The organism is Bartonella quintana, from assembly GCF_009936175.1.
Taxonomy (GTDB): Bacteria; Pseudomonadota; Alphaproteobacteria; order Rhizobiales; family Rhizobiaceae; genus Bartonella; species Bartonella quintana.
Genome location: NZ_AP019773.1, coordinates 1,187,501 through 1,203,999, shown reverse-complemented (window position 1 = coordinate 1,203,999; position 16,499 = coordinate 1,187,501). Strand labels below are relative to the sequence as shown.

At 39.8% G+C, this 16,499-nt stretch carries 11 protein-coding genes and 1 pseudogene; 7 read left to right on the top strand and 5 right to left on the bottom strand.

Annotated elements, in window-relative coordinates; translation table 11 throughout:
* Positions 1–8 precede the first annotated feature (8 nt).
* Genes gcvT through gcvP form a run of 3 tightly spaced genes read left to right on the top strand, consistent with a single transcriptional unit; the run spans position 9 to position 4,305 of the window.
* Positions 9–1,127, top strand: a complete 1,119-nt coding sequence (gene gcvT / locus MF1_RS04945) for a glycine cleavage system aminomethyltransferase GcvT (protein ID WP_014924365.1) — start codon at positions 9–11, stop codon at positions 1,125–1,127.
* An 8-nt stretch (positions 1,128–1,135) separates the two neighbouring features.
* Positions 1,136–1,504: a glycine cleavage system protein GcvH gene (gcvH, locus tag MF1_RS04940; protein WP_011179697.1), complete on the top strand. Its 369-nt coding sequence runs from the start codon at positions 1,136–1,138 to the stop codon at positions 1,502–1,504.
* 5 nt (positions 1,505–1,509) lie between these two features.
* Positions 1,510–4,305, top strand: a complete 2,796-nt coding sequence (gcvP, locus tag MF1_RS04935; protein ID WP_161510769.1) for an aminomethyl-transferring glycine dehydrogenase — start codon at positions 1,510–1,512, stop codon at positions 4,303–4,305.
* A 1,253-nt stretch (positions 4,306–5,558) separates the two neighbouring features.
* Here gcvP and alr read toward each other — a convergent pair.
* Positions 5,559–6,677: an alanine racemase gene (gene alr / locus MF1_RS04930; protein ID WP_161510598.1), complete on the bottom strand. Its 1,119-nt coding sequence runs from the start codon at positions 6,675–6,677 to the stop codon at positions 5,559–5,561.
* 646 nt (positions 6,678–7,323) lie between these two features.
* Between alr and MF1_RS04925 the strand changes: the two genes are divergently transcribed.
* Positions 7,324–8,154, top strand: a complete 831-nt coding sequence (locus MF1_RS04925) for a ferredoxin--NADP reductase (protein ID WP_014924362.1) — start codon at positions 7,324–7,326, stop codon at positions 8,152–8,154.
* Here MF1_RS04925 and eda read toward each other — a convergent pair.
* A pseudogene (gene eda, locus MF1_RS04920) lies at positions 8,124–8,791 on the bottom strand (bifunctional 4-hydroxy-2-oxoglutarate aldolase/2-dehydro-3-deoxy-phosphogluconate aldolase). The gene MF1_RS04925 and the pseudogene eda overlap by 31 nt on opposite strands.
* A 115-nt stretch (positions 8,792–8,906) precedes the next feature.
* On the opposite strand from eda, the gene trhO reads away from it, so the two are divergent.
* The 3 genes from trhO to MF1_RS04905 all read left to right on the top strand — a co-directional run bounded on the left by trhO (position 8,907) and on the right by MF1_RS04905 (position 12,707).
* Complete coding sequence (gene trhO / locus MF1_RS04915; RefSeq protein ID WP_161510597.1) at positions 8,907–9,821, top strand: oxygen-dependent tRNA uridine(34) hydroxylase TrhO; 915 nt, start codon at positions 8,907–8,909, stop codon at positions 9,819–9,821.
* Positions 9,822–10,941: 1,120 nt separating this feature from the next.
* The gene (locus tag MF1_RS04910; protein WP_014924360.1) at positions 10,942–12,075 is read left to right on the top strand and encodes a type III PLP-dependent enzyme; all 1,134 of its coding nucleotides are present in this window, start codon (positions 10,942–10,944) and stop codon (positions 12,073–12,075) included.
* 47 nt (positions 12,076–12,122) lie between these two features.
* On the top strand, positions 12,123–12,707 hold the full coding sequence (locus tag MF1_RS04905; protein WP_042995594.1) for a GNAT family N-acetyltransferase: 585 nt from the start codon (positions 12,123–12,125) through the stop codon (positions 12,705–12,707).
* A gap of 395 nt (positions 12,708–13,102) precedes the next feature.
* Here MF1_RS04905 and MF1_RS04900 read toward each other — a convergent pair whose 3' ends face one another.
* The 3 genes from MF1_RS04900 to MF1_RS04890 form a co-directional block, all read right to left on the bottom strand.
* Positions 13,103–14,674 carry a DHA2 family efflux MFS transporter permease subunit gene (locus MF1_RS04900; RefSeq protein ID WP_161510596.1) on the bottom strand — a complete coding sequence of 524 codons (1,572 nt, stop codon included), beginning with the start codon at positions 14,672–14,674 and terminating at the stop codon, positions 13,103–13,105.
* A gap of 23 nt (positions 14,675–14,697) precedes the next feature.
* Positions 14,698–15,792 carry an HlyD family secretion protein gene (locus tag MF1_RS04895; protein WP_161510595.1) on the bottom strand — a complete coding sequence of 365 codons (1,095 nt, stop codon included), beginning with the start codon at positions 15,790–15,792 and terminating at the stop codon, positions 14,698–14,700.
* A 154-nt stretch (positions 15,793–15,946) separates the two neighbouring features.
* Positions 15,947–16,339, bottom strand: coding sequence for a Fur family transcriptional regulator (locus MF1_RS04890; protein WP_042995439.1), 393 nt, complete (start codon positions 16,337–16,339; stop codon positions 15,947–15,949).
* Positions 16,340–16,499 lie beyond the last annotated feature (160 nt).

Here is a 16,499-nt window from a genome sequence, read left to right as displayed (position 1 = left end):
GAGATATTATGGGCACAGTACAAGAATTCGAAACATCTTCTTTAAAAATACTTCCCTTACATGAACTGCATGAAAAAGCCGGAGCGAAATTTGGTGCTTTTGCCGGTTGGAAAATGCCTTTGACTTATCCTCTTGGAGTTTTGAAAGAGCATCTTCATACACGTGCGCATGCCGGCCTTTTTGATATTTCTCATATGCAATTGATCACTGTTGAGGGAGCGCAGGCCGTTGAGTTTTTATCATACGCTTTTCCTATTGATGCGGCATTATTAAAGATTGGGCAATCACGGTATAACTATTTGCTTAATGAGCAGGCAGGCATTCTTGATGATCTTATCCTTACTCGTTTAGCAGAGTGCCGTTTTATGCTGGTCGCTAATGCTGGTAATGCACAAGCCGATCTTGCTGAACTTGAGAAGCGTGCTGTTGGTTTTGAGTGTCGAGTGATTGCTCTTGAAAGGGTATTGCTTGCTCTTCAAGGTCCGGAAGCGGCAGCTGTTATAGCTGATGCAGGGTTGCCTGGTAATGAGCTGTTGTTTATGCAAGGATTTGAACCACAACAAGATTGGTTTATAGCGCGTTCTGGCTATACGGGAGAAGATGGTTTTGAAATTGCTCTTCCGCAAAGGCAAGGACAAGCATTGGCTGAAAAATTGCTGTGTGATTCTCGTGTTGAGTGGGTTGGTCTTGCGGCGCGCGACAGTCTTCGGTTAGAAGCGGGGTTATGCTTGCATGGAAATGATATTACACCTGATACTACGCCTATTGACGCTGCTCTGGCATGGGCTGTTCCTAAAAATGTTCGAGAAAAGGCCCAATTTTATGGAGCGAAAGCTTTTCTTGAAGCTCTTGAAAAAGGACCCTCTCGTTGTCGTGTTGGATTAAAACCGCAAACGCGCCAACCTATTCGTGCAGGTGCTGTGCTTCTCGATGATCTAGGAAATCAGATCGGGGTGGTGACATCAGGTGGTTTTGGTCCTTCTTTTGATGGTCCTGTAGCGATGGGTTACGTTTCTGTTGGTTGGAAAGCTGTGGGAACGGAAGTCTTTACAGAGCTGCGTGGTAAAAGGATTGCGCTGTCTGTTCATTCACTTCCTTTTGTTGAACAACGTTATTTAAAAGGATAATTTTTTTTATGTCTCAAATTTATTTTACACAAGATCATGAATGGCTTAGCGTTGAAGGACAAGTAGTGACTGTCGGGATCACAAATTATGCCCAAGAACAGTTAGGTGATTTGGTTTTTGTTGATTTGCCACAAAGCGGGACGAAACTTTCCAAGGGAGATGCTGCTGCTGTTGTGGAATCGGTGAAGGCGGCTTCAGATGTTTATGCACCTCTTGATGGTGAAGTGGTCGAAATTAATGAAGCTTTGGCAAATAGTCCTGAACTTGTAAACCAGAAAGCTGAAAAAGAAGGATGGCTCTGGAAAATGACAGTGCAGGATGAAACGCAACTTGAAGGGTTGCTGGATGAGGCTGCTTATAAAACATTGATTGGATGAGTGTTATGCAAGAACGCTCTTTTTTTTCTCGGCATATTGGGCTTCGTTCCGATGAAACACAAAAAATGCTTGATGTTTTGGGACTTGATTGTATCGATACACTCGTCTCTCAAGCTATTCCTCACTCTATCCATTTGGGACGGGTGCTTAATCTCCCAAAGGCAGTGAGTGAAGGACAAGCTCTAGAAGAACTCTCCAAGATTATGGGGCGTAATCATGTGCACAAAAGTTTTATTGGGCAGGGGTATCATGGAACATGCGTGCCTCCGGTTATTTTGCGGAATCTTTTTGAAAATCCAGCTTGGTATACTGCTTATACGCCTTATCAGGCCGAAATTAGCCAAGGCCGTTTAGAGCTTTTATTTTATTTTCAGACGTTGATTAGTGAACTCACCGGTTTGCCTGTTGCAGCTGCTTCACTTCTTGATGAAGCAACAGCTTTAGCCGAAGCCAATGCGGTAGCTGTACGTTTTGCGCGTGAAAAGAAAACAAAAATTTCCCTTCAGAGTCTTTTGCATCCTCAAATTTTGAGTGTCGTACAAACGCGTGCTGAAACACAAGGCATTTCCATTAGTGAAAATAGCGAAATTTGTTCTAATACAGCTGCGATCGTTTTGTCTTGGCCAGATACAAAAGGCTTTTTTAACGATTACAGTGAAGTCATTAAAGAGGCAAAGGCAAAAGGAGCACTGGTGATCGTTGTTGCTGATCCTTTGGCGCTTACGCTTATGGAACCGCCAGCTCAATGGGGGGCTGATATTGTTGTTGGCTCTATGCAGCGCTATGGAGTTCCAATGGGATTTGGTGGTCCACATGCTGGTTATCTTGCGGTCAGTGATGCGCTAACACGTCTCATTCCAGGGCGTATTGTTGGTCAATCAGTGGATACAAAAGGGCGTGTTGGTTTTCGTTTAGCGTTGCAAACACGTGAACAACATATCCGGCGCGATAAAGCAACGTCAAACATTTGTACAGCACAAGCTTTGTTGGCAAATATGGCAACAGCTTATGCTGTTTGGCATGGGCCACAAGGCTTACAGGAAATTGCTCAGCGGATTCATTCTTTAACATGCCGTTTTATGGGTGGTTTAGAGGCAGCAGGTATCCCTTGTGAAGGAGAGTCCTTTTTCGATTGTGTAAGCGTCGTTGTGAAGGGAAAAGCTCAAGAGATTGCGCGCCAAGCGAAAGCAGGTGGACGCCTTGTTCGTATTCTTGATGATGACAGAGTTGCGGTCAATTTTGATGAATTGTCAACAGAAGAGGATGCTTGTACTTTAGCACAGCTTTTTGGGGCACAACTCGTTGATCAGGTTTCTCCACGACTTTGGGGTAAAGGACGTGATGCCGCTTTTCTTTCACAGCCTTTCTTTCATGTGGTTCATTCAGAGACGGACATGATGCGCTTTTTGCGTCGTTTGTCAGATAAGGATTTGGCATTGGACCGGGCAATGATTCCGCTTGGTTCTTGTACAATGAAGCTTAATGCGGCCGCTGAATTGATGCCTGTAAGTTGGCCTACGGTAGCCAATATACACCCCTTTGTTCCTAAAGAGGATGCGGCGGGTTATCAGGAAATGATTAATCAGTTAAATGCGTGGTTGTGTGAAATTACAGGGTTTGCACAGGTTTCTTTTCAGCCAAACTCTGGTGCACAAGGTGAATATGCCGGGCTTTTGGCTATCCGCCGGTATTATCAGTCACGTGGGGAAAATCAACGCACACTTTGTCTTGTTCCTGCATCAGCACATGGTACCAATCCGGCTTCAGCCCATATGGCGGGTATGGAAGTTGTTGTGGTGAAATGCTTAAGCGATGGTGATGTTGATATTGATGATCTCAAAATGAAAGCACAATTGCATAAGGATCGTTTAGCCGCTTTAATGATCACCTATCCTTCAACACACGGTGTTTATGAGGAAAATATTAAGGACATTTGCTCGCTTATCCATGAAAATGGAGGACAAGTTTATTTTGATGGTGCTAATCTCAATGCACTTGTTGGGCTTACTCGTCCGGCAGATATTGGGGCGGATGTTTGTCATATGAACCTTCATAAAACATTTGCAATTCCCCATGGTGGTGGTGGTCCTGGTGTTGGCCCGATTGGAGTAGCTGAACATCTAAAGCCATTTTTACCAGGACATGCACAAAACGGAACAACACATGCGGTTTCCGCAGCCCCTTATGGAAGTGCATCGATTCTTGTGATTACATGGATGTATATTCGGATGATGGGTGCTGAAGGCTTGAAATATGCGACGCAAACAGCAATTTTGAATGCCAATTATATCGCTGAGCGTCTTTCACAGGCTTATTCCATTCTGTATCGGGGCAAGCATGGACGTGTTGCACACGAATGTATTGTGGATACACGCGTATTGAAAGAGCAGTATGGAGTAAGTGTTGATGATATCGCAAAACGTCTCATAGATTATGGATTCCATGCGCCGACGATGTCGTTTCCAGTTCCCGGGACTTTGATGATTGAGCCAACAGAATCAGAGCCAAAAGCAGAGATTGATCGCTTTTGTGATGCTTTGCTTTCTATTGCTGAAGAAGCTGAGAAAGTTGGTGCAGGTGTTTGGCCAAAAGATGATAATCCATTGGTCAATGCACCACATACATTGGTGGATACACTAGATGATGCTTGGGTACATCCTTATTCGCGACAGGAGGCTGCTTTTCCCAATCATCATCTTGATCCAACGAATAAATATTGGCCTCCTGTTTCCCGTATTGATAATGTTGCGGGGGACAGAGTACTCATTTGTTCTTGTCCACCATTGGGAAACACCTCTTAAATTTATTTGTTTGCATTGACGAGAAAAGCCCACATATTTTGTGTGGGCTTTTTGAATCACGTACTGATCTTTTTAGCTATGAAGTTTGCTTACATGTTTTCTAAAATTTTGATGAGTTTTGTGCAGCGTAACTTAGGAGAATTAAAAAAATTAGGAGAGAAAGCTCGCAAAAAAAGGATGCATTTTGTAGAGGCACGGTTGAAAATCCTCTTCCCGATATTACAGGATTCCTAATCCTTAAAAATATCAATAAAATTAATTGATTGCGGTGTGTAATTGAGGATTAGAATTTATTAGATTCGTATCTATATCAATCCGCTAGAGTTTATAAGAGTGTGCTTTTTCCGTAATGTGATCAACAGACGTTATATCATTTTTTTCATTGGTGGTATGCTTCACGCATTGATCATTTTGCTTGCTCTGTTTCCTTTTCGTATTTTCAGAAGGAATATTGATGAAGAGGTTGTGGAAGGCTTAGAAAGTTTCGTTAAAATCCCTTTAAAAGGATAACATATTATTAAAATAGGCAGGTGCGTTAGGATCAATAATCTCCTAGGGGGGGATCATTGAAACTATAATTTATTCAAACTGAGGCTTTAGTTTTTTCATTTGATCAAATCTTTTCAATGGAAAGCTGTAGGTTATTTACATAGATCGATTGATGTTTGAAACGCCAATGTTATAACACAGAGATGTATAAATTTAAGATATTGATTTATAATGATAATACATCTTTTTCCTCTTGAATGAAAGTTCTGAGTACAGAAAAATTTTTTCCTTTCATCCTCTCTGATTCAGAGTCATGAAAAGAACTATTTGTTTGTACGTTACAAGAGGGATAGGTTTGGGGATAAAAATCGTTTAAAAAAGGACTCGATTTGCCTTTTGTGAATCATTTTAATGCAAGAGAAGATAAGCAACATTGGGGACTGGGAAAGAAAAGGATGGTTCTGGCTTATTTCTTCATAACGGCAATCAATTTTAAAAACTTTGCAGGGTATTCTTTTATGTTCGCTTGTGGAGCGAAAAGCTTATGAACAAAGTCTTGTGGTTTTAGTGAAAACAGTTTCAATACAGCAGGAAATCAAAAGTCGTTTGATCAGATAAGATTCCCATGCGTGTGAGAAAACAGTGCTATGAGCATGTTATATGGTTAGCTGTCGTGATGTCTTTTTTGAAAGGTTTGCTCACAAGAGTACTTTCTGAGAATGATGATTTTCATTCTTTTGTTTCTTTGATAGTGCTGTCATAATTTAAATATAAATACGTTGATAGCGAGATCCTAAAGAAGTCAGAATTTCATGAGGAATGGTGTTGGCATCTATCGATACTTTTTTAAGTGTTTGATGAGGTCCGATGAGTTCTACCCAGTCACCGCTTTGAGGTTTTTTATCAAGATTGGTAGCATCCACTGTCATGGAATCCATCGAAATACGTCCAACAATAGGGAGTTTGTGCCCATTGAAATAAACGGTTCCTTTATTTGAAAGAATGCGTAGCCAACCGTCTGCATAGCCGATAGAAATGGTTATGAGAGTGCTTGGTCTTCTGGTAATGAAACTTTCTTCGTAACCAACGGGGATTCCTGCCTCAATAGAGCGGCTTTGAATGACTTGAGCTTCAAGTTTTAAAACAGGTTTGAAAAGGGTTGGATGTTTTCCTTGGGGATCGATTCCGTAAAGTGCAATGCCTGGGCGAACAAGGTCAAAATAAAAATCTGGACCAAGAAAAATACCACCAGAATTGGCAAAGGAAGCTCTGCAGGTAGGCAATTGTGTAAGTACGGTTTTAAAAGCAGCCAATTGTGTATAATTGGAGGAATGTGTTGCATCATCTCCGTTCGCAAGGTGACTGAGGATATATTTTATCTCTGCTTTTTCAAAAACAGTCGGTTTTTTGATAAGTTGTTGTAATTCTTTTTTATCAAGTCCTAATCGATTCATATTGGTATCGATTTGAATGATTGCGGGAAATTTTTTATCCTTTTTTTGACAAAGTTTTTGCCAATTTTCAATGGCATTCCAAGAGTTTAGAACAGGGACAATACCTGCTTGAGCTATAAACTCTTCTGTAGCGTGTGGAGGTCCATTAAGAAGAGCAAGTGTAACATTTGACGGTAAAATGTCTTTTAATTGAAGTGCTTCTTCGATTTGAGCTACAAAAAAAATGCGGCAACCAGCACGATAGAGTGCCGGGGCAATTTTATCAGCACCCAGCCCATAAGCATTGGCTTTCACAACTGCTGAACATTCAGCTGGAGCAACATGTTGGGCTAAAGTTTTATAATTAGCAACAATGGCACTCACATCGATGGTTGCTACAGCTGTATAAGGAAGTAATGGGTTTGCTTTATTATTCATGGATTTGTTCATTTTAAAATCCTATCTTTATCGATAAGTCACAAAGTTCCCTTTAAGTATTGCATAGATGCTCCTATGATGGCCAAGAGGATGCAAATATTGTTTGTGATTTTCAAAGTCCTGAATATTTTATACCAATTATGCGGTATTTATACTGATTTATACGCTATGATAGCAATCGTTTGATGTAAAATGTTTCATTTTTGATAAAATAGGCAGATTTGTTTTCTGTTGTGTGCGTTATTGTGACATATAATGAGTAGCGGATTTGTGGTTAAGTATGTGTTAATTAAAGGCTTTCTCCCTCTTAGGGTTTTGTAGAGAGGACAAATGCGTGCTGCCAATCATAAAAATTCTTCATTATTCTACGAGTATTCCCCAATATTTTGAAGTTAAAAATAATTTGATGCAGTCAATATGTCTTGCTTAATTATAGATTGCCACTAAAGGTGGTGCTGAACTTGTTGGTCATCTGGTTTTTTACACTTATTGAATATGATAGGCTTTTCTCGCTATTTATCTATTAAGCCAATTTTTATGCTAAAATGTTAATTTAGAGGTTTATGTTTTAACAGAAATATTGGCAGATGGTTGTGCAAGCATTATATCATTTTTGAATTTTAAGTTCATATTCAATAAAAAATTAGGGAAGAGTTTTATGAATACGCCTGCCACCCATGTTCAGTCAAACATCAACAGCGTTTCATCAAGTTTTCCGATTCCTGAAAATGTGTTTGCGCTTACCGTTCAGGAAGTTTATCATTATACAGACCGTTTGTTTAAATTTCGTCTGAATCGTCCGGAAAGTTTTCGTTTTCGTTCAGGTGAGTTTGTTATGATCGGTTTGCCAAATGCAGAAAAGCCAATTTATCGCGCTTATTCGATCGCAAGTCCATTTTGGGATGAACAGCTTGAGTTTTTTTCGATTAAAGTTCCAGGAGGACCATTAACTGAACATCTCCAAAAAATTAAAATTGGTGATACAGTTTTAATGCGTAAAAAATCTACTGGAACATTAGTTCTTGATGCCCTTATTCCTGGAAAGCGCCTTTATCTTCTGTCAACGGGGACAGGGGTTGCTCCCTTTGCAAGTCTTATCCGTGATCCTGAAACCTATGAAAAATTTTCAGAAGTAGTCCTTATTCAAACAACCCGTGAGCGAGATGAGCTTACTTATGCAAAAGATCTTGTTGACTCTTTGCAGCAAGATCCGCTGATTGGTGAATATGTGAAACAGTTGAAGTTTTATCCCATGACCACTCGCGAATCTTCTAAGCATATGGGGCGCATTACGACTGTTATGGAGAGTGGTGCTTTTTTTGAAACAACCGGTTTACCGAAAATTCATTCTAATGAAGATCGGGTAATGATTTGCGGTTCCATGGCGATGCTGAAAGATTGTGCAAGAATGTGTGAATCCTTTGGTCTTATTGAAGGTGCCAACAATGCACCTGCTACTTATGTTGTAGAGCGCGCGTTTGTAGGGTGAGAGGATAGTTGTGCTGCAGTCTGTGCTAATGCGCTAATTGCATCCCAATTCCCCGGTGTGATAAGATTTCTAGCAGCTATCCAAGAACCGCCAACATAGAAGACATTAGAAAGTTGGAGCCATGAAGCAGCATTTTTTTGTGTAATGTCGCCTGTTGAGAAAATTGGATTTCAGAAAAGGAGAAGGCTAAAGTTTATGCAAAGGCAATACCTCCAGCTGCTTCAGCAGGAAAAAATTTAAGATATGAATAACCTTTATCCAATGCTTTTATTAATTCACTTGATGTAGCAGTACTGAGGAGAAGAGGAATTTTGCTGTTTTTTGCACAATCGATTAATTTTTTGATAAGCCGGGGCTTAATGATAAATTTTGCTCCTGCGCGTTCAGTTTGTTCATAGTGTATACGGTTGAGAATTGTTCCTGCTCCGAAAATTGATTCGGGTACTTCTTGTGTAATTGCTTTAATTGCATTGCGTGCGTTTGGTGTTCGCAATGTGATCTCAATTGTTTTCAATCCCCCTTTGACAAGAGAGCGTTCTAAGGGGATAGCACTTTGTAGATCATCAATACGCAAAACAGTTATTATAATGGTTTGTTCTTGGAGAAGTGATAAAAGGCGCTCTATTTTTTGGCGCATGGTGTTCTTTCTCTGTAAAGATGACGTGATGCGTATAGTCTGAGTCAGCACAAATATCCTTAAGAACACATGAATAGGTCTTGAAATTGAATGAAACGCGCGTTATGGCAAGATTATGGAAAAGAATTTTAAAGTTGCGGCTCTTTATTGTTTCGCGGATTTGAAGCATTATCGCCAATTACAAAAGCCTTTGCTAGATTTATGTCAAGCAAAGGATATCAAAGGTACTCTACTTTTAGCACAAGAAGGAATTAATGGAACTATTGCTGGATCTTGTAGGGCGATTGAGGAATTGGTCAATTTTATTAAAACTGAGCCAGCATTTCAAACGCCCGAGATTAAATACTCATGGGCATCAAAAATGCCTTTTCATCGCATGAAAGTACGGTTGAAAAAAGAGATTGTAACAATGGGGGTTGAAGGCATTAATCCATTAAAAATTGTTGGGACTTATGTGGATCCTGAAGATTGGAATGCCCTTATTCAAGATGAAGAAACGCTTCTCATCGATACGCGTAACGATTATGAATATGCGATTGGCAGTTTTCAAGGGGCGATTGATCCGGGTATTAAAACATTTCGCGAATTTCCTGAATGGGTACGCAAACATGAAGCTGATTTAAAAAAGAAAAAGAAAATGGCTATGTTTTGTACAGGCGGTATTCGGTGTGAAAAATCAACAGCTTATGTTCGTGAGCTTGGTTATGAGCAGGTTTACCATTTAAAAGGTGGGATTCTTAAATACTTGGAAACAATTCCAAAAGAAGAGAGTTTGTGGTGGGGTGAGTGTTTTGTTTTTGATGAGCGTGTTTCTGTAAAACATGGTCTTGAAGAATGCGGACGCGAATTATGTCGCGCATGTCGTTATCCTCTTAATGCTGAAGGCAAATTATCGCCTCATTATGAGGCAGGTGTCTCGTGTGATGCTTGTTATAATAAGCGAAGTGAAGTTGATAGAGAGCGCTTTCGCGAACGTCATAGGCAGATCCAATTATCAAAATTGCGCGCAATGCATTCTCATCAAGAGTGATACAAGCGTGATACAAGCGAGCGTACTGTGGGGCTTCAAGTTTTTTCTTTTTTTATTGTTAAGAAAAAAGAATTTTCATTGTTAGCGGAAAAGTGTTTTATAAGGCTGGGCATTGCCCGGTCTTTTGTTTTGTATGAAAAATTAAGCTATTGATTTAGAGATATAAATCAGCGCTGCACATTTTGAATTAGATATCCTTGATCTTTGTAGTATTTGGTTTGTTTCAAACCCTCTTAATTCTGAAACAGCAAAAATTGTTCAATGACATTTCCATAGAGGTGCGTGTGACTTAAAAAATAGTTTTAGAATGGATAAAACAGGCAATTATTAAGGAGCTGTTTGAATGCGAGTGTAATACTGGCGTGGATAAATATAGTTATAGAAACAGCTTATGATTTCATAAAACATAAAGATGGTGGTCAAATAGATCTTGCGTGATACCTTACTATGGGTGATGTTGACAGATAGGTTTAGGCAGCCAAGCAAAGAAGCTCTTTTAAAGGAAATATCGTGAATTCGTCGCACAATAATATGTTTTTTTGTGAAGGTTGCGGTTTCATTAAAGGAGATAGGGTGACTTCTCTGCTTGAGAGAAGTGTTGCTTTTTTGCATCAATTTGTCTTTAAAGATTAAAAAACATTTAAAATTAAAAAAATGATTGAAATGAGTAAGAATTCGTCCTATATCGGAGCCTGCCCAAAGTCGCACGTGCCTGTGGGTGTCCGCTGGTTCTCAAATGGTGAGATTAACCGGTACGGTACATGGAACTAACCACTCCAGTCATTCTTACGGCCAACCGAAAGAGTGAGGACATCTTGAAGCAACGACGGTGCGGGCCTTTCTGGTGTCTTCCAGCTGTCAAAATGCTGGGATAACTATAGAGGCACACCTCATTGCCTTCAGTGCGGAAGTGGTTTTCTCAACTCCAATCAAAAAGGCAGAAAAAGTAGAGCAACGTGATTTTCACGCTGTTTTTCGCTGCATGCAATGTTGCTTTCTTCCTGGTTATTAAAGGATCAGGGTGCAAAAGGTGCTTGTATGTATTTTGTCCTTTGGCTATTGGCAGCTCTATGTTGTCCAGGCATAGGGGGATGAAATTATCCCCTGGGAGAATTGACAGATGGCAACGCAACGTATTCGTGATTTTCTTGCAACACATCGTTTTGAAGGTCCCTGCTTAATTGTTGACCTTGATGTTGTCCGTGAAAATTATTTAAATTTTGAAAAAGCTCTTCCACAGTCCCGTATCTTTTACGCGATAAAGGCGAATCCAGCGCCTGAAATTTTAAATTTGCTCGCTTCTTTAGGATCCTCTTTTGATGCGGCTTCGGTAGCAGAAATTGAAATGGCTTTAAAAGCAGGAGCAACACCTGATCGTATTTCTTTTGGGAATACTATTAAAAAAGAGCGTGATATTGTGCAGGCATATGCGTTGGGTATTTCTCTTTATGCGGTTGATTGTGTTGAAGAAGTGGAAAAGATTGCTCGTGCTGCTCCAGGAGTTCGCGTGTTTTGTCGGGTTCTTACTGATGGAAAAGGCGCAGAGTGGCCATTATCACGTAAATTTGGTTGTGTTCCTGCTAAGGCGGTTGATGTGTTGCGTCGTGCACATCAATTAGGCTTGCAAGCGCATGGTGTTTCCTTTCATGTTGGGTCACAGCAAACAGATCTCAGGGCATGGGATCGTGCTTTATCAGATGCGGCGACAGTTTTTCGGCATTTGGAGCAAGAAGGAATTTCGTTGAAATTAATTAATATGGGGGGTGGTTTTCCAACGCGTTATTTGAAAGACGTTCCTACAACGCAGGCTTATGGCACGGTTGTTTTTGATTCATTAAAAAAATATTTTGGCAATCGTATCCCTGAAACGATTATTGAACCAGGGCGTGGGATGGTTGGCAACGCTGGTGTTATTCGTACAGAGGTTGTTCTTATATCTAAAAAAGCAGACAATGATAATGTTCGATGGGTTTATCTTGATGTTGGAAAATTTAACGGTCTTACCGAGACTATGGATGAAGCTATTCGCTATCCTATTGAGACACCTCATGATGATAAGGCAATGGAGCCTTGTATTTTGGCGGGACCAACATGCGATTCGGCGGATGTTCTCTATGAAAAAACACCTTACTTGTTACCTTTATCCCTCACAGTAGGGGATGAGTTATTAATTCATGGAACTGGTGCTTATACGGCGACTTACGCGTCTGTTGCATTTAATGGTTTTGAGCCTTTACCATCCTATGTGATTTAAGTTTTTCCTTTGTGGTGGTCGTAAAGTAATTGGGGCGTGTGGCAAAGATGAAGATGATTAATTTTCAGACAAAAGATGGTACACTTTTTATGCTCGCATTGGAGCAAGAAGCCGATAAGCCTTATCGGGAGCACTTACTTGACGTGACTCTAGGAAAAGGGCGTAAGCGTAAATCGTCAGAAGTTTTACGTCGTGGTCGGTTGGCTGCATATGGGCTTTCTTTTGTCGTCAAAAATGTGCTTGGAGAGCTTGTGGGTACTGTGCGTCTTTGGCATGTTCAGTTTAATAAAGGACGAGATGAGATACAGCATGCTTTGCTTTTGGGCCCCTTAGCTGTTTCGGTGGAATACTCCGGTATGGGGATAGGGTCGGTTCTTATGCGGCATGCGATTGAAACGGCAAAAAAATTGGGTTATGGTGCTATCTTCCTTGTGGGTGATTGTGCGTTTTATCAACGTTTTGGTTTTTCAAGTAGTCTCACAAAAAATTTGGCAATGCCTGGTCCTTATGAAAAACATCGTTTTCAAGCGTTGGAATTGATTCCTCAACATCTTACATCGTGTCATGGTGTTTTGACACCAAGCGGAGAATTAGAGGATTGGAATTCTTTTGAGCACCATAAAGTTGCTTAAGGAACTTGTTTGTTTAATTTTATTTTTCCTATGATGACTGTTTTAGGATGACTGTTTTAGTACTCGTTTTTTTGGTCTCTTGTTTTTCTCAGCAAGGTGTGAGAGAAGCTTTATTTCGTAGTATGATTTCTCCTTTGCCGTAAACTTTATTTCCTTTAATAATTTTTTGTTGATCCATGGTGATATATCAACGATTTTGCGTAGTTTTAAAATGGTTTTATCAAAATTTGTGATGGATAATCATTGAAAGCGTACCAGTGTGTTGTGTTTACCAAGATGTCATTGAGCGAATTATTAAGTATAAGGTTTTGTGTCTTAAAACATATTTAAAGGAGGGAATGGAAGAAAGCTTTTGACAGAGAAAAGAATATTTCTCGAAATCCATAAGGTTAAGTTTAGTGCTTTGGAGGAGTATCAGTGATTGGTGGGATTTTCTTAAGAAAAATAGTTAAGAATGTTAAGATGCTAAAGATGATGGTTATTATAAAGAAAATGTCGCTCAAAGCCATCACCATTGCTTGTATACGCACCATATTAAAAAGTTGGAAGAGTGCAAGAGTATGGGGATCAAAAGTTGCAAATTTGAAATACATAGTGAGGCTTGAAAGCATTTCAGTTACTTTGCTGTTTCCTTGTTGGAGAGTTTCAGTTATTCGTCCATAATGCAGATCTGTGCGTTTCATCATAAGAGTGCTGATAATAGCAAGTCCTACGGCTCCACCAAGATTGCGTGTGAGATTAAAAAGTCCAGAGGCATTTTTCATTCGTTCTGGTGGGAGTGTTCCGAGGGCAATATCATTAATAGGCACCATACATAACATAATTGACGCACCACGAAAAACTTGAGGCCAAAAGAGCTCCCAAAAATCCCAATTATCTGTGATGCCACTGGCCATCCAGGTTCCTAATGCAAAGCCAAAAAGCCCCATCGCTATCATAAGACGTGCATCAATTCGTGTTGAAAGAAATCCGGCAAGAGGAGCAGTAAAAAACATAATTAAACCCGAAATAAATAATGTTTCTCCGATCATGAGAGCATCATAATGGCGGATTTGGCTCAAATAGACAGGATAAATATATGTGAGTCCATAAAGACCTATTCCAAGCATAAAGGAAAAAATTGCTGCAGTCGAAAAATTAAAATTAGAGAAAGCAGAGAGGTCAACAATTGGTTCTTTTGCCGTAAAAACGCGCCAGAAGAATATGCCAGCAGATACGATCATGATGATGAAAAAATTAAAGATCAGATTATCCTTTAGCCAATCATTCCGTGCGCCTTCTTCTAGAATATATTCCAAAGTTCCTAGAAAGGTCGCCATGGAAATAAAGCCTAACCAGTCAAATTTAGCCATTAAAGAAAAGTTAGCTTTGTCAAAATCAATCAATTTCCAAGCGAGAATTGAGATAATAATTCCACAAGGCACATTAATAAGAAAGAGCCAATGCCATGATAGGATATTGCAAAGATAACCTCCCACTGTTGGACCGATGGTGGGTGCTAACGTTGCTACCAATCCAACGATAGGGGTCACAATTGGGCGTTTGGAAGGAGGAAAAAGTGTATAGGAAGCGACAAAAACACTGGGGATGATACCACCACCGATAAAGCCTTGAACTGCTCGATAAAGAATCATCTCTTCGATAGATGTGGCTGTTGCACAAAGAATAGAGGTAAGAGTAAAACCGATAGCTGAAATGCTAAAGAAAATCCGTGTTGAAAGCACTCTTCCCAAAAATCCAGAAAGGGGCAACATGATAACTTCAGCGATGAGATAGGAGGTTTGAACCCATGAAATTTCTTCAGAACTTGCTGAGAGACCAGCTTGAATTTCAGCCAAAGATGAGGAAACGATTTGGATATCCAAAATAGCCATGAACATACCAAAAGCCATAGCAGTAAAAACCACGATTTCACGGATTCCTACGTGCTTTTGAGAATGATCGGATTCGGGTGTAGGAGATGTCATGAAAAGATCATTTTTTCTTTGAATTATGAGAGATTTTCATTTTGCGGCTTCGTACGTGTATCAATTTGTACAGAAACACTCATTCCTGCTCGGATACGCCCGCCTTTTAATGCTTCCTTCGGGATAGAAACACGTACTGGAATGCGTTGGACAATTTTGGTGAAGTTGCCGGTGGCATTTTGTGGAGGGAGGAGAGAAAAAACAGCTCCTGTTGCGGGTGCAATAGAAAGCACTGTTCCTGTAAAAACATCTTTTTTGAAGGCATCAACAGCAATATAAGCTGTTTGTCCAGCACGAATATTTTGCAACTGTGTTTCTTTATAGTTCGCTTCAACATAAAGTGCATGTATAGGGACAAGCGCTGCAAGACGTTGGCCATTCCCAACAAAGTCCCCCGTTTTTGCTGTTAAATTTCCAATAACTCCATCAAATGGAGCCCGTATAATGGTTGAATCAAGATCACGTTGTGCTTTTTCACGCGTGAGTTCTAAACTCTTTGTTTGGCTTTCTGTTTCACTTCGTTGTGCTTCTAGCACTTGGATGTTAGCGTGTGCTGCAGCTATTTGCGCATCTGCACGTTTAACATTAGCAATGGCTTGTTCATAAGCTGATTTAGCATCATCAACATCAGACTGGGGAGCATAACGATTAGCTTTAAGTTCTGTGATGCGTTTTAAGGTTAGTTGTGCATTGGTTGCTATGGCTGAAGCGGCCGCCTTTTGTGCTTGCGCATCATCTAAAGCACTGTGAGCAGCTATAATTTGCGCGTCAATGCGTAGAAGAGTTTTTTGTTGTGTATTGAGACAGTTTTCTGTTTGTTTCAAGGCTATTTGATAATCGCCATTGTCTAAGTGGAACAAAACATCGTCTTTTTTTACAACTTGATTGGCTTTAATAGCAATTTTCTTAATATATCCATTTAATTTAGGTGCAATAGCTGCTATGTCTCCTTGTACATAGGCATCATCAGTGGAGATCATATAACGCCAATGTGTTATCCACTTATAACTAAACCAAATCACAAAAAGCGCAAGAACGATCAGAAGAACGCAGATTATTTCCTTTTGTTTTGTTCTGATGAAATGTCTGGTTGAAACAATTGTTTCAGATATGGACATGGATTTATACCTTCAATTTTATGTTTTAATGAGTAAAACAAGCGCTTCATTGTAGGAAGAGAGTAATATGTCTGCGAGGACAATAAGAGCTTTTCAAGTAATGAGGCAATTGTTAACACATAATGCTAAAGATACAAACTTACAAGTAAGAGTATTACTCTGTTGCACATTTTTTACAAATGCCTCGTACTTCTAGAATGCTTCTCCGTGCTTGGAAGTCAACTGCTTGAACCATTCGTTTAAGGCTGGATACAAGAGCTTTGTTTTGTATTTCATTTACCTTACCACAGTTTTCGCAAATTATGAAAATTGTGAGTTCATATTGACAATTTTCAGGATGTAAACAAGCCATAAAAGCATTTGCACTTTCAAGGCGGTGGATACACTTTAATTGAAGAAGCCCTTCTAATGCACGATAAACTTGTAAAGGAGCGCGAAACCCTTCGTCACGCAAGCGATCAAGAATTACATAAGCACTCAAAGGTCCTTGTTCATTTTTTAGAATGTTTAGAACTAAGGTTTGATTGCGCGTAAGCTTAGATGGCATTGTTCCTTTCCTTTTCACAACATGACGAAACATAAAACGTGCAAGATATTTGTGCAATGGTGATTATGATTCCACAAGTGAGACTTCTATAAATAAAGTATTCTATTTTTTAAATTGAGATGTTTTTATCTTTTCAGTTTTGATTTTACCCGCTATGGTT

Coding starts and splice junctions, on each gene's coding strand:
- trhO (WP_161510597.1), top strand. CDS start 8,907: ATGGAAAAGAATTTTAAAGTTGCGGCTCTTTATTGTTTCGCGGATTTG.
- MF1_RS04900 (WP_161510596.1), bottom strand. CDS start 14,674: ATGACATCTCCTACACCCGAATCCGATCATTCTCAAAAGCACGTAGGA.
- alr (WP_161510598.1), bottom strand. CDS start 6,677: ATGAACAAATCCATGAATAATAAAGCAAACCCATTACTTCCTTATACA.
- MF1_RS04905 (WP_042995594.1), top strand. CDS start 12,123: ATGAAGATGATTAATTTTCAGACAAAAGATGGTACACTTTTTATGCTC.
- MF1_RS04910 (WP_014924360.1), top strand. CDS start 10,942: ATGGCAACGCAACGTATTCGTGATTTTCTTGCAACACATCGTTTTGAA.
- gcvT (WP_014924365.1), top strand. CDS start 9: ATGGGCACAGTACAAGAATTCGAAACATCTTCTTTAAAAATACTTCCC.
- MF1_RS04895 (WP_161510595.1), bottom strand. CDS start 15,792: ATGTCCATATCTGAAACAATTGTTTCAACCAGACATTTCATCAGAACA.
- MF1_RS04925 (WP_014924362.1), top strand. CDS start 7,324: ATGAATACGCCTGCCACCCATGTTCAGTCAAACATCAACAGCGTTTCA.
- gcvH (WP_011179697.1), top strand. CDS start 1,136: ATGTCTCAAATTTATTTTACACAAGATCATGAATGGCTTAGCGTTGAA.
- MF1_RS04890 (WP_042995439.1), bottom strand. CDS start 16,339: ATGCCATCTAAGCTTACGCGCAATCAAACCTTAGTTCTAAACATTCTA.
- gcvP (WP_161510769.1), top strand. CDS start 1,510: ATGCAAGAACGCTCTTTTTTTTCTCGGCATATTGGGCTTCGTTCCGAT.